Origin of the sequence: Klebsiella sp. 141162 (assembly GCF_050600755.1) — a bacterium.
In the GTDB taxonomy this organism is placed as follows: Bacteria; Pseudomonadota; Gammaproteobacteria; order Enterobacterales; family Enterobacteriaceae; genus Klebsiella; species Klebsiella aerogenes.
The window spans coordinates 72,751-85,701 of the sequence record NZ_JAQIRI010000014.1; the positions used below are offsets into that span (position 1 = coordinate 72,751).

Consider the following 12,951-nt stretch of genomic DNA (forward strand, 5'->3'; position numbering starts at 1 on the left):
TCGTGTTCGATATCGGTTTTAGTGAACTATTGCTGGTGTTCGTGATTGGCCTCATCGTATTGGGGCCACAGCGACTACCTGTCGCCGTCAAAACGGTGGCCAGCTGGATCCGTACGTTGCGCTCGCTGGCGACCACCGTACAAAATGAGCTTGCCCAGGAGCTAAAACTGCAGGAGTTTCAGGAGAGCCTGAAGAAGGTGGAAAAGGCCAGCCTGGATAATCTGACTCCGGAGCTCAAAGCCTCGATGGATGAACTGCGCGAAGCGGCTGAATCCATGAAGCGTTCCTATACCGCCCACGATCCTGAAAAGGCCAGCGACGAAGCGAACACCATTCATAATCCGGTCGTCAAAGGTAGCGAAGCGCAGCGCCAGGATGTCACGCCGGCGACGGCGGAACACCAGGTCAGCGCTCCGGCACATGCGCCGGAACCCGTTGTCGATGAGTTATCCGCTTCGTCGGCTGAAGCCCCGGCAACTAAGGAAAAAGCCGCCGCGGCAGTGCCAGATTCTTCCCCCGCATCGAGTGATAAAGCGTAAAAAATGGGCGTAGACGAGACTCAACCGTTAATTTCTCATCTGATTGAGCTGCGTAAGCGCCTGCTCAACAGCATTATTGCCATCCTGGTGATCTTCCTGGCGTTGGTTTACTTCGCCAATGATATCTATCAACTGGTATCCGCTCCGCTTATCAGCAAAATGCCGGTAGGCGCGACGATGATCGCCACCGATGTCGCTTCTCCTTTCTTCACGCCGATCAAACTGACCTTTATGGTCTCGGTGATCCTGTCGGTACCGGTCATTCTTTATCAGGTATGGGCGTTCGTCGCGCCAGCGTTGTATAAGCATGAACGTCGGCTGGTCATGCCGCTGCTGGTTTCCAGTACGCTGCTGTTCTATATCGGTATGGCTTTCGCTTATTTCGTCGTGTTCCCGCTGGCATTTGGCTTCCTGACCCACGCCGCGCCGGAAGGGGTATTAGTTTCGACCGATATCCGTAGCTACCTCGATTTTGTCATGGCGCTGTTTATGGCTTTCGGCGTGTCGTTTGAAGTGCCGGTCGCCATCGTCCTGCTCTGCTGGATGGGCGTCACGACGCCGGAAGATTTACGTAAAAAACGGCCCTACGTGCTGGTGGGCGCCTTCGTGGTCGGTATGCTGCTGACGCCGCCGGATGTGTTCTCGCAAACGCTGTTGGCCATCCCCATGTATTGCCTGTTTGAAGTCGGGGTGTTCTTTGCCCGTTTCTACACCGGGAAACGCCTGACGCGTGACGAAGATGCCGCCGCCGAAGAGGCGGAGAGCAAAGAAGAGTAACAACGCCAACCGCCCGTCAGGGCGGTTGTCATATGGGAGTTATGATGTTTGATATTGGCGTAAATCTGACCAGCTCGCAGTTTTCCCGCGATCACGACGAGGTGGTTGCGCGCGCGCAGGCGGCGGGTGTCCAGGGGCTGTTGCTGACCGGCACCAATCTGCATGAAAGCCAGCAGGCGCAGCAGATGGCTGGCCGTTACGCCAACTGCTGGTCTACCGCGGGTGTACATCCGCACGATAGCAGCACCTGGACGGAGTCGGTGGCCGAAGAAATCCACGCGCTGGCCCGCCAGCCGCAGGTGGCGGCGATTGGCGAATGCGGTCTTGATTTCAACCGTAATTTCTCAACGCCGCAGGAGCAAGAGAAGGCGTTCAGCGCCCAACTGGCGCTGGCGGCCGAGCTCTCAATGCCGGTATTTTTACACTGCCGCGACGCCCATGAACGGTTCCTTGCGCTGCTGGAGCCGTGGCTCAATAAACTACCCGGCGCCGTGTTGCACTGCTTTACCGGTAGCCGCGCGGAAGTGCTTCAGTGTCTTGATAGAGGTTTATTTATCGGTATCACCGGTTGGGTGTGCGATGAGCGGCGGGGACTGGAGCTTCGCGAACTGTTGCCGGCGATCCCGGCGGAACGTTTGCTGCTGGAGACCGACGCGCCATATCTGTTGCCGCGCGACATGAAGCCGAAGCCCTCCTCGCGGCGCAACGAGCCCGCTTATCTGCCGCATATTCTGGCAAGCGTAGCGGGCTGGCGAGGCGAGGAAGCGCAATGGCTGGAGGAGGTTACGGATGCGAACGTCAGGAAGCTGTTTGGCGTGCGCTTTTAACCGCGCCGTCAGATTTTATAGAAGTCGGTATTTTTAACGCTTTGCAGGACCTGTTTATTCAACAGATTGAGGAGCAGCATGGAGCGTGCTTCGCCGTCGGGCTCGGTGAAGATAGCCTGCAGTCCTTCAAAAGCGCCGTCGGTGATTAACACGCTGTCGCCTTCATGAGGCGTTTCCGGGTCGGTAATGCCTTCCGGTTTATAGATGGAAAGCTGGTGAATCACGTCTGAAGGCACCACTGCCGGTTGGGCGCCAAAACGGACGAAACTGTTCACTCCGCGGGTGGCGCTGATGGTGGTGGTATGGATAACCTCGGGGTCGAATTCGACGAACAGATAGTTTGGGAACAGGGGCTCGCTGACCGTAGTACGTTTACCACGGATGATTTTTTCCAGCGCGATCGTCGGCATCAGGCAATTGACTGCCTGACGTTCAAGGTGTTCCTGGGCGCGCTGAAGCTGCCCACGTTTGCAATAAAGTAAGTACCAGGCTTGCATAATGACTCTTTCCGCTTTACTACCTGCAAGCATAACAAAAGCCCGGAACAATCGCGAAAACCATTATAAGCGAAAGCGTAAATAGCCTGTTCATTTACGCTTATTTAACAAAAGTACAGCATCGTTGCGGCGAAAATCGTATAATCAGCCGCTAGTATAGAGGTCAATAATAACTCCATGAAATACCACGATCTACGCGACTTTCTGACATTACTTGAGCAGCAGGGCGAGCTAAAACGGATAGCCCTGCCGGTCGACCCGCACCTGGAAATTACCGAAATTGCCGACCGCACTTTGCGTGCTGGCGGCCCGGCGCTGCTGTTTGAAAACCCGAAAGGCTACTCAATGCCGGTGCTGTGCAACCTGTTTGGCACGCCGCGCCGCGTGGCGCTGGGGATGGGCCAGGAAGACGTCAGTTCGCTACGGGAAGTCGGGAAGCTATTGGCCTTTCTGAAAGAGCCGGAGCCGCCAAAAGGCTTCCGCGATCTGTTTGATAAGCTGCCGCAGTTCAAGCAAGTGCTGAATATGCCGACCAAACGTCTGCGCGGCGCGCCTTGTCAGCAAAAAATCATCCAGGGCGATGACGTCGATCTCAACAAAATACCGATTATGACCTGCTGGCCGGAAGATGCCGCGCCGTTGATTACCTGGGGGCTGACGGTGACCCGAGGCCCGCATAAAGAGCGGCAAAATCTGGGTATTTATCGCCAGCAGCTGATCGGCAAAAATAAACTCATCATGCGGTGGTTGTCCCACCGCGGCGGCGCCCTGGATTTCCAGGAGTGGTGCGCGGCGCATCCCGGCGAGCGTTTCCCGGTATCCGTGGCGCTTGGCGCCGATCCGGCGACCATTCTGGGCGCGGTGACGCCGGTGCCCGATACCCTGTCGGAATATGCTTTCGCAGGCCTGCTGCGCGGCACCAAGACCGAAGTGGTGAAGTGCGTTTCCAATGACCTTGAAGTGCCGGCTAGCGCGGAAATTGTGCTTGAAGGCTATATTGAGGCCGGCGAGATGGCGCCGGAAGGGCCGTACGGCGATCATACCGGCTACTACAATGAAGTGGACAGCTTCCCGGTATTTACGGTGACCCATATTACCCAGCGCGAAGACGCGATTTATCATTCGACCTATACCGGTCGCCCGCCGGATGAACCCGCGGTGCTGGGCGTGGCGCTGAACGAAGTCTTTGTGCCGATTCTGCAAAAGCAGTTCCCGGAAATCGTCGACTTCTATCTGCCGCCGGAAGGATGTTCCTATCGCCTGGCGGTGGTCACCATGAAAAAACAGTACGCCGGTCATGCCAAGCGCGTGATGATGGGCGTCTGGTCGTTCCTGCGCCAGTTCATGTATACCAAGTTCGTGATTGTTTGCGACGATGACGTGAACGCGCGCGACTGGAACGACGTGATTTGGGCGATTACTACCCGTATGGACCCGGCTCGTGATACGGTACTGGTAGAAAATACGCCAATAGATTATCTGGATTTTGCCTCGCCGGTTTCCGGCCTGGGTTCAAAAATGGGGCTGGATGCCACAAATAAATGGCCTGGCGAAACCCAGCGTGAATGGGGTCGTCCAATCAAAAAAGATCCTGAGGTGACGGCGCGCATCGACGCCATCTGGGATGAACTGGCCATCTTTAAATAACAGTAAGCGGGGCTAACGCCGCTGTTTTGCTCTATAGACCCGACAGAGGGGACGCATGACAACCTTAAGCTGTAAAGTGACCTCGGTGGAGGCGATTACCGATACCGTGTATCGCGTTCGATTAGTACCGGAAGCGGCATTCTCTTTCCGCGCCGGCCAGTATCTGATGGTGGTGATGGACGAGCGCGACAAGCGTCCGTTTTCTATGGCTTCCACGCCGTCAGAGCATGAGTTTATCGAGCTGCATATCGGTGCTTCTGAACTCAATCTGTATGCGATGGCGGTGATGGATCGCATTCTGAAAGAGCGTGAAATTGAGGTTGATATTCCGCATGGCGAAGCGTGGCTGCGCGATGACGAAGATCGTCCGCTGATTCTGATCGCCGGTGGTACCGGATTCTCTTATGTGCGTTCTATTCTGTTAACCGCGCTGGCGCGTAACCCGGATCGCGATATCGCCATTTATTGGGGCGGCCGCGAGGCTAAACATCTGTACGATCTGGCCGAGCTAGAAGCGTTAAGCATCAAGCATCCGAATCTGCGCATCGAGCCGGTGGTCGAGCAGCCGGAAGAAGGATGGCGCGGCCGTTCCGGTACGGTACTGACTGCGGTGCTGCAGGATTACGGTACGCTGGCCGAGCATGATATTTACATTGCCGGTCGCTTTGAGATGGCCAAGATTGCCCGCGACCTGTTCTGTAATGAACGCGGCGCGCGCGAAGACCGCCTGTTTGGCGATGCGTTTGCCTTTATCTGAAAATAAAAAACCCGCCCCTGACAGGCGGGAAGAACGGCAACTAAACCCCCTCTAATCCATTATTGCCTGTTGGCTGGCAGGCAATAATGGCATCGAGTTTTTTACCTACATCCGCTCAAATACGGTGGCGATCCCCTGGCCTAAACCGATGCACATGGTTGCCAGACCGAACTGCGCGTCTTTACGTTCCATCTGATTGATCAAGGTGGTGCTAATACGCGCCCCGGAACAGCCCAACGGGTGGCCGAGCGCGATCGCACCGCCGTTAAGGTTGATCTTCTCGTCAATCTGCTCCATTAACCCCAGATCTTTAATACACGGCAGGATCTGCGCGGCAAACGCTTCATTCATTTCAAAGACGTCGATATCGCTGGTGGATAATCCCGCTTTTTTCAGCGCCAGCTTTGAGGCCGGAACCGGGCCATAACCCATAATGGACGGATCGCAGCCGACCACCGCCATTGAACGGACGCGAGCGCGCGGCTTCAGCCCCAGCTCGCGGGCGCGGCTTTCGCTCATCAGCAGCATCGCCGCCGCGCCGTCGGAAAGCGCGGAAGAGGTGCCCGCCGTTACCGTGCCGGTCACCGGATCGAAAGCCGGTCTCAGCGCCGCCAGCGCTTCGACGGTGGTTTCCGGGCGGATCACTTCGTCGTAATTGAAGGATTTCAACACACCATCGGCATCGTGACCGCCGGTCGGGATGATCTCCGCTTTAAATGCTCCGGATTGCGTCGCCGCCCAGGCGCGAGCGTGAGAGCGTGCGGCGAATTGATCCTGCATTTCACGGCTAATGCCGTGCAGACGCGCCAGCATTTCCGCGGTCAGCCCCATCATACCGGCGGCTTTCGCCACATTACGGCTAAGGCCCGGATGGAAATCGACACCGTGGCTCATTGGTACATGGCCCATGTGCTCAACGCCGCCAATCAGGCAGACGCTGGCGTCGCCGGTTATGATCATACGGGCGGCATCATGCAGCGCCTGCATGGAGGAACCGCACAGGCGGTTAACCGTTGTCGCCGGTACCGAGTGCGGGATTTCCGCCAGCAGCGCGGCGTTACGGGCAATGTTGAAACCCTGCTCCAGCGTTTGTTGCACGCAGCCCCAGTAAATATCGTCAATCGCGCTCGCCTCAAGGGACGGGTTACGCGAGAGCAGGCTTCGCATCAGGTGTGCGGAGAGGTCTTCCGCACGCACGTTGCGAAAGGCGCCGCCCTTTGAACGGCCCATCGGGGTGCGAATTGCATCGACAATGACAACCTGTTCCATTGTGACTCCTTAAGCCGTTTTCAGTTCGCCAACCGGACGGGCTGGTTCTACTGGAGGATAATACGCCTCGTTATGACGGGCCTTGTTACGCAGACCTTCTGGCACGGCATAAAGCGGGCCGAGGTGCTGGTATTGCTGCGCCATATCGAGATATTTTGCGCTGCCGATGGTGTCCAGCCAGCGGAATGCGCCGCCGTGGAACGGAGGGAAGCCCAGGCCGTATACCAGCGCCATGTCCGCTTCCGCCGGGCTGGCGATAATGCCTTCTTCCAGGCAACGAACAACTTCGTTAACCATCGGGATCATCATACGGGCGATAATCTCTTCATCGCTGAAATCGCGCTTCGGCTGGCTGACTTCGGCCAACAGACCATCGACCGCGGCATCTTCTTCTTTTTTCGGTTTGCCTTTACTGTCTTCTTTATAACGCCAGAAACCGAGGCCGTTCTTCTGGCCGAAACGGTTGGCGTCAAACAGCGCGTCGATCGCATCGCGATAATCTTTCTGCATTCGCTGTGGGAACCCCGCCGCCATTACCGCCTGGGCATGGTGCGCGGTATCGATGCCGACAACATCCAGCAGATAGGCCGGGCCCATCGGCCAGCCAAACTGTTTTTCCATTACTTTATCGACTTTGCGGAAGTCCGCGCCGTCGCGCAGCAGCTGGCTGAAGCCTGCGAAGTAGGGGAACAGGACGCGGTTGACGAAGAAGCCGGGACAATCATTCACCACGATCGGCGTTTTGCCCATTTTGCTGGCCCAGGCCACGACTTTGGCAATGGTCTTATCCGAAGTTTTCTCACCGCGGATCACTTCAACCAGCGGCATGCGATGTACCGGGTTAAAGAAATGCATACCGCAGAAATTCTCCGGGCGCTGCAGAACGCTGGCCAGCTCGCTGATAGGAATCGTTGAGGTGTTGGAAGCCAGCACGGTGTCCGGACGCACTTTCTCTTCGGTTTCCGCCAGTACCGCTTTCTTCACTTTCGGGTTTTCCACCACCGCTTCAACGACGACGTCCACGCGGTCAAAACCGCTATATTCCAGCGTTGGCTGAATGGTGCTAATCACTCCGGCCAGCTTCAGGCCGTCGATTTTTCCGCGTTCCAGCTGTTTATTCAGCAGCTTCGCCGCTTCGGTCATGCCAAGGGTCAGCGATTTGTCGCTGATGTCTTTCATCACCACCGGCACGCCTTTCCAGGCTGACTGATAAGCAATGCCACCACCCATAATGCCGGCGCCTAATACGGCGGCGTGCTTCGGTGTTTCGACATCTTTGGTCAGCTTTTTCGCTTTCGCTTTGACGTACTGGTCGTTAAGGAAGATGCCGACCAGCGCGCGCGCTTCGTTGGTGTGCGCCAGCGGAACAAAACTTTGGTTTTCCAGCTTCAGCGCGTCGTCACGACCAAGACGCGCGGCGGCTTCGATGGTTTTTACCGCGGTGATCGGCGCCGGATAATGTTTTCCAGCGGTTTGCGCGACCATGCCTTTGGCAATAGTAAAGCTCATGGCGGCTTCAATTTTGCTGAGCTTCAGTGGTTCCAGTTTCGGCTGACGTTTGGCTTTCCAGTCCAGATCGCCATTAATCGCCTGACGCAGAATCGCCAGCGCGCCGTGATGCAGTTTTTCCGCGGCAACAATGCCGTCAACGAGGCCAATTTTCAGCGCTTGATCGGCACCGACGTCTTTACCGGCGGCAATAATTTCCAGCGCGCTATCGGCGCCAAGCAGGCGCGGCAGACGTACGGAACCGCCGAAGCCAGGCATAATGCCCAACTTGGTTTCCGGCAGACCGATGCGCAGATCCGGCGTCGCGAGGCGATAGTCGGTCGCCAGCACGCATTCGCAGCCGCCGCCCAGCGCATAGCCGTTAACCGCCGACAGCGTAGGAACCGGTAAATCTTCCAGGCGATTGAATACGCTATTGGCAAAGTGCAGCCACTGGCTCAACTGTTCTTCCGGCACCAGGAATAGCGAAAGGAATTCGGTGATATCGGCGCCGACGATAAAGGCCGCTTTTTCAGAGCGCAGCAGCAGCCCTTTGAGATCTTGTTGTTTTTCGAGTACGTCCAGCGCGTGACCGAGGCTGGCAACGGTTGCAGTATCAAGCTTGTTAACCGAGCCGGGGGCGTCGAAAACCAGTTCGGCAATGCCATCTTCCAGCCAGTCGAGGTACAGGGTGTCGCCTTTGTAGAGCATGTCAGTCTCCTGAATCCAGCAATATGATCTGGTCATACCAGATGACTCGGAGTGTGGAATTTATGTTAAGAAAATGCAAATTACTCTTTAAATAATTGCTGGTCGGATCACATCCGGTAGAAATCACCCGGCCTGGAGCTAATGTGCTAAGATGCGGAGAATCACGATCCAATAAAAGCAAAGGATAAAAGATGGAATCACTGGCCGCGCTTTATAAAAATCATATCGTTACCCTACAAGAACGTACCCGCAAAGTATTAGACCGCTTCAAGCTGGATGCTCTGCTGATCCACTCCGGCGAGCTGATTAATGTCTTCCTCGACGATCATCCGTATCCGTTTAAAGTAAACCCGCAATTTAAGGCGTGGGTGCCGGTGACCCAGGTGCCAAACTGCTGGCTGCTGGTGGATGGCGTGAATAAACCGAAGCTGTGGTTCTATCTGCCGGTCGATTACTGGCACAACGTTGAGCCGCTGCCGACCTCTTTCTGGACCGAAGAAGTGGACGTGATTGCGTTGCCGAAAGCCGACGGCATTGGTGGTCAACTGCCCGCGGCGCGTGGCAATATTGCGTATATCGGCCCGGTGCCGGAGCGTGCTATCGGTCTGGAGATCGCGGCAGACAAAATCAACCCGAAAGGCGTTATCGACTATCTGCATTATTATCGCGCTTACAAAACCGACTATGAGCTGGCTTGTATGCGTGAAGCGCAGAAATCGGCGGTCAACGGCCATCGCGCGGCCCACGAAGCTTTCCAGTCGGGGATGAGCGAGTTCGATATTAATCAGGCTTACCTGACGGCGACCGGTCATCGCGATACCGATGTTCCTTACAGCAACATCGTGGCGCTGAATGAGCATGCGGCCGTATTGCATTACACCAAGCTGGATCACCGTGCGCCAACCGAGATGCGTAGCTTCCTGTTGGATGCAGGCGCAGAGTACAACGGCTATGCCGCGGACCTGACGCGTACCTGGGCAGGTCACAGCGACAACGACTTCGCGCAGCTGATTAAAGACGTTAACGACGAACAGCTGGCGTTGATCAGCACCATGAAGGCTGGCACCAGCTACGTGGATTACCATATTCAGTTCCATCAGCGCATCGCAAAGCTGCTGCGTAAACACCAGTTAGTGACCGGTATGAGCGAAGAGGCGATGGTGGAAAACGATCTGACCGGGCCGTTTATGCCGCACGGGATTGGTCATCCGCTGGGCCTGCAGGTTCATGATGTCGCCGGTTTCATGCAGGACGATACCGGTACGCATCTGGCGGCGCCGTCGAAGTATCCTTACCTGCGCTGCACCCGTATTCTCGAACCGCGTATGGTGTTGACCATCGAACCAGGCATCTACTTTATTGAGTCGCTGTTGGCGCCATGGCGTGAAGGGCAGTTCAGCAAGCACTTCAACTGGCAGAAAATTGAAGCCATGAAGCCGTTTGGTGGGATCCGTATCGAAGATAACGTGGTGGTTCACGAAAACAGCATCGAAAATATGACGCGCGACCTGAAACTGGCGTAATGGAAAGTTGGTTGGTGCCGGCCGCGCCGGTGAGCGTTGTTGAAGAGATCAAAAAGAGCCGTTTCATCACGCTGTTGGCGCATACCGACGGCGTGGCGGCGGCGAAAGCGTTTGTCGAATCGGTCAGGGCTGAGCACCCGGACGCTCGTCATCACTGCGTGGCGTGGGTTGCCGGTCCTCCTGATGATTCACAGCAGCTGGGGTTCTCTGACGATGGCGAACCGGCGGGAACGGCAGGTAAACCCATGCTGGCGCAGCTGATGGGCAGCGGCGTCGGCGAGATAACCGCTGTGGTGGTGCGCTACTACGGTGGTATTCTGCTGGGTACCGGCGGCCTGGTGAAGGCCTATGGCGGCGGCGTCCATCAGGCGCTTGCGCAGTTGAAAACGCAGCGCAAGACGCCGTTAACCGCATATACTTTGCAATGTGAATACGGACAGCTAGCCGGGATAGAAGCGCTGCTGGCGCAGTTCTCGGGCATTATTGTGGAAAGCGAATATCAGGCGTCTGTGCAACTGCGCGTCGCGCTTCCGCAAGCTGAAGTGGCCTCTTTTTCAACAAAACTGGCTGATTTTAGTCGTGGTTCATTGCAATTACTGAAGATTGACGAATAATCCCCACCTGATTTTTTTGTAACCCAAAGGAAGCGCCAGAGATGCATTTTCGCGCGATAACCCGAATCGTTGGACTGTTGGTCATCTTATTTTCGGGGACGATGATTGTCCCGGGATTAGTGGCCCTGATATATCGCGATGGCGCGGGGCGAGCTTTCACCCAAACCTTCTTTGTTGCCCTGGCGATCGGCTCCATGCTGTGGTGGCCGAACCGTAAGCAAAAAGGCGAACTGAAATCCCGCGAAGGGTTTCTCATTGTTGTGCTGTTCTGGACCGTGCTGGGCAGCGTCGGTGCGTTACCGTTTATCTTTGCTGAACAGCCTAATCTGACGGTGACGGATGCCTTTTTTGAATCCTTCTCCGGCTTAACCACTACCGGCGCGACGACGCTGGTGGGGCTGGACTCACTGCCGCATGCCATCCTGTTCTATCGCCAGATGCTGCAGTGGTTCGGTGGTATGGGGATCATCGTGCTGGCGGTGGCGATTTTGCCTATCCTCGGCGTCGGGGGGATGCAGCTCTACCGGGCGGAAATGCCGGGTCCGTTGAAAGACAATAAGATGCGCCCGCGTATCGCCGAGACGGCAAAAACGCTGTGGCTTATTTATGTCTTATTAACCGTCGCCTGCGCATTGGCGCTGTGGTTCGCCGGGATGCCGGCATTTGACGCGATCGGCCATAGCTTTGCGACCATCGCTATCGGCGGCTTCTCAACTCACGATGCCAGCGTCGGCTACTTTAATAGCCCGATGATTAACTCCATCATCGCCATCTTCCTGTTGATCTCCGGCTGTAACTACGGTCTGCACTTTTCGCTATTAAGTGGGCGCAGTTTGCGGGTGTACTGGCGTGACCCGGAATTCAGAATGTTTATCGGTGTTCAGCTAACGCTGGTTATCGTCTGTACGCTGGTATTGTGGCTACATAATGTCTACGGCTCGGTGTTAACGACGCTGAACCAGGCGTTCTTCCAGGTGGTGTCGATGGCGACGACCGCTGGGTTTACCACCGACAGTATTGCGCGCTGGCCGTTGTTCCTGCCTGTGCTGTTACTTTGCTCTGCATTTATCGGCGGTTGCGCCGGGTCAACGGGCGGTGGTTTGAAGGTCATTCGTATTCTGTTGCTGTTTAAACAGGGGAATCGTGAACTTAAACGCCTGGTGCATCCAAACGCCGTCTATAGCATTAAGTTAGGTAACCGCGCGCTGCCGGAACGTATTCTGGAAGCCGTATGGGGGTTCTTCTCCGCCTATGCGCTGGTCTTTATCATTAGTATGTTGGCTATTATCGCTACCGGTGTTGATGACTTCTCTGCTTTTGCTTCAGTTGTGGCGACGTTGAACAACCTGGGGCCAGGGCTTGGGGTCGTTGCCGATAACTTTGCGACAATGAACCCGGTCGCGAAATGGATCCTGATTGCTAATATGCTGTTTGGTCGTCTGGAAGTGTTCACCTTATTGGTGCTCTTTACCCCCACTTTCTGGCGCGAATAACAGGAGTGCTCGTGAAAACTTTAATTCTTTTCTCCACCCGTGACGGGCAGACCCGTGAAATTGCCTCATACCTGGCCTCCGAACTTAAGGAGCTGGGAATTGATGCGGATACCGTGAACCTGAACCGTACCGACACGGTTGAGTGGCATCACTACGATCGCGTCGTGATTGGCGCCTCTATACGCTATGGGCACTTCCATCCTGCGCTGGACCGCTTTGTGAAAAAGCACCTGGCATCACTGCAGGCGTTGCCGGGAGCATTCTTCTCGGTAAACCTGGTGGCGCGCAAAGCGGAAAAGCGGACGCCGCAAACTAACAGCTATACGCGCAAGTTTCTCCTTAATTCGCCGTGGCAGCCGCAGAGCTGCGCGGTATTTGCCGGCGCGCTGCGTTATCCGCGCTATCGCTGGTACGATCGCTTTATGATTCGTTTAATTATGAAGATGACCGGCGGCGAAACGGACACCAGTAAAGAAGTGGTTTATACGGATTGGCCGCAGGTGGCCAGATTCGCTCAAGAAATCGCGCAAATGACGAGCAAATAGCGCGTAAAACTCGCGTTATGGTGGAAAATCGAGCGAACGAAAAGTTTTTTTGAATTTCCTCTTGTCACTTCAGAATTACCCCCTATAATGCGCCACCACTGACACGGAACAACGGCAAACAAGCCGCCGGGTCAGCGGGGTTCCGGTGAGAACCTCGCGGAGAAAAGCAAAAATAAATGCTTGACTCTGAGGCGGGAAAGCGTAATATGCACACCCCGCGCCGCAGCGAAAAACGAAGCGGCACTGCTCTTTAACAATTTATCA

Annotated in this window: 12 protein-coding genes; 9 read left to right on the forward strand and 3 right to left on the reverse strand. The window is 55.7% G+C overall.

Annotation, left to right across the window (positions count from 1 at the left end; translation table 11 throughout):
* The first annotated feature begins 2 nt into the window (after window positions 1–2).
* From tatB to tatD, 3 genes are read left to right on the forward strand one after another with little or no spacing between them, the layout of a single operon-like run.
* Window positions 3–539 carry a Sec-independent protein translocase protein TatB gene (gene tatB, locus PGR23_RS23615; protein ID WP_320483021.1) on the forward strand — a complete coding sequence of 179 codons (537 nt, stop codon included), beginning with the start codon at window positions 3–5 and terminating at the stop codon, window positions 537–539.
* Between the two features lie 3 nt (window positions 540–542).
* Complete coding sequence (tatC, locus tag PGR23_RS23620) at window positions 543–1,316, forward strand: Sec-independent protein translocase subunit TatC (protein WP_015368842.1); 774 nt, start codon at window positions 543–545, stop codon at window positions 1,314–1,316.
* A gap of 32 nt (window positions 1,317–1,348) precedes the next feature.
* A complete protein-coding gene (gene tatD / locus PGR23_RS23625; RefSeq protein ID WP_396280064.1) occupies window positions 1,349–2,143 on the forward strand; it encodes a 3'-5' ssDNA/RNA exonuclease TatD in 795 nt (264 codons plus the stop codon).
* 8 nt (window positions 2,144–2,151) lie between these two features.
* On the opposite strand, the gene rfaH is transcribed toward tatD, so the two are convergent.
* Window positions 2,152–2,640: a transcription/translation regulatory transformer protein RfaH gene (gene rfaH, locus PGR23_RS23630; RefSeq protein ID WP_047045723.1), complete on the reverse strand. Its 489-nt coding sequence runs from the start codon at window positions 2,638–2,640 to the stop codon at window positions 2,152–2,154.
* Window positions 2,641–2,817: 177 nt separating this feature from the next.
* Here rfaH and ubiD point away from each other — a divergent pair, with 177 nt between their 5' ends.
* Window positions 2,818–4,287: a 4-hydroxy-3-polyprenylbenzoate decarboxylase gene (ubiD, locus tag PGR23_RS23635; RefSeq protein WP_047066639.1), complete on the forward strand. Its 1,470-nt coding sequence runs from the start codon at window positions 2,818–2,820 to the stop codon at window positions 4,285–4,287.
* 55 nt (window positions 4,288–4,342) lie between these two features.
* Window positions 4,343–5,044, forward strand: coding sequence for an NAD(P)H-flavin reductase (gene fre, locus PGR23_RS23640; protein WP_008807928.1), 702 nt, complete (start codon window positions 4,343–4,345; stop codon window positions 5,042–5,044).
* A gap of 105 nt (window positions 5,045–5,149) precedes the next feature.
* Here the strand turns inward: fre and fadA are convergent, their stop codons facing one another.
* Together fadA and fadB are read right to left on the reverse strand one after the other, a co-directional pair.
* A complete protein-coding gene (fadA, locus tag PGR23_RS23645) occupies window positions 5,150–6,313 on the reverse strand; it encodes an acetyl-CoA C-acyltransferase FadA (protein WP_047078530.1) in 1,164 nt (387 codons plus the stop codon).
* Window positions 6,314–6,322: 9 nt separating this feature from the next.
* Window positions 6,323–8,512: a fatty acid oxidation complex subunit alpha FadB gene (gene fadB, locus PGR23_RS23650; RefSeq protein ID WP_047078531.1), complete on the reverse strand. Its 2,190-nt coding sequence runs from the start codon at window positions 8,510–8,512 to the stop codon at window positions 6,323–6,325.
* Window positions 8,513–8,703: 191 nt separating this feature from the next.
* Between fadB and pepQ the strand changes: the two genes are divergently transcribed.
* The 4 genes from pepQ to hemG are packed head-to-tail and all read left to right on the forward strand — an operon-like array spanning window position 8,704 to window position 12,687.
* A complete protein-coding gene (gene pepQ / locus PGR23_RS23655) occupies window positions 8,704–10,035 on the forward strand; it encodes a Xaa-Pro dipeptidase (protein WP_047045732.1) in 1,332 nt (443 codons plus the stop codon).
* Window positions 10,035–10,649, forward strand: coding sequence for an IMPACT family protein (locus PGR23_RS23660; protein WP_315712051.1), 615 nt, complete (start codon window positions 10,035–10,037; stop codon window positions 10,647–10,649). The genes pepQ and PGR23_RS23660 overlap by 1 nt, the downstream gene beginning before the upstream one ends.
* A gap of 41 nt (window positions 10,650–10,690) precedes the next feature.
* Window positions 10,691–12,142, forward strand: coding sequence for a Trk system potassium transporter TrkH (gene trkH / locus PGR23_RS23665; RefSeq protein ID WP_015368834.1), 1,452 nt, complete (start codon window positions 10,691–10,693; stop codon window positions 12,140–12,142).
* Between the two features lie 11 nt (window positions 12,143–12,153).
* On the forward strand, window positions 12,154–12,687 hold the full coding sequence (hemG, locus tag PGR23_RS23670; RefSeq protein WP_047066646.1) for a menaquinone-dependent protoporphyrinogen IX dehydrogenase: 534 nt from the start codon (window positions 12,154–12,156) through the stop codon (window positions 12,685–12,687).
* Window positions 12,688–12,951 lie beyond the last annotated feature (264 nt).

Bases quoted from the DNA above. Each gene is read 5' to 3' on its own strand.
- trkH (WP_015368834.1), top strand. From the start codon at position 10,691: ATGCATTTTCGCGCGATAACCCGAATCGTTGGACTGTTGGTCATCTTA.
- fadA (WP_047078530.1), bottom strand. From the start codon at position 6,313: ATGGAACAGGTTGTCATTGTCGATGCAATTCGCACCCCGATGGGCCGT.
- fadB (WP_047078531.1), bottom strand. From the start codon at position 8,512: ATGCTCTACAAAGGCGACACCCTGTACCTCGACTGGCTGGAAGATGGC.
- ubiD (WP_047066639.1), top strand. From the start codon at position 2,818: ATGAAATACCACGATCTACGCGACTTTCTGACATTACTTGAGCAGCAG.
- pepQ (WP_047045732.1), top strand. From the start codon at position 8,704: ATGGAATCACTGGCCGCGCTTTATAAAAATCATATCGTTACCCTACAA.
- PGR23_RS23660 (WP_315712051.1), top strand. From the start codon at position 10,035: ATGGAAAGTTGGTTGGTGCCGGCCGCGCCGGTGAGCGTTGTTGAAGAG.
- tatD (WP_396280064.1), top strand. From the start codon at position 1,349: ATGGGAGTTATGATGTTTGATATTGGCGTAAATCTGACCAGCTCGCAG.
- tatC (WP_015368842.1), top strand. From the start codon at position 543: ATGGGCGTAGACGAGACTCAACCGTTAATTTCTCATCTGATTGAGCTG.
- fre (WP_008807928.1), top strand. From the start codon at position 4,343: ATGACAACCTTAAGCTGTAAAGTGACCTCGGTGGAGGCGATTACCGAT.
- rfaH (WP_047045723.1), bottom strand. From the start codon at position 2,640: ATGCAAGCCTGGTACTTACTTTATTGCAAACGTGGGCAGCTTCAGCGC.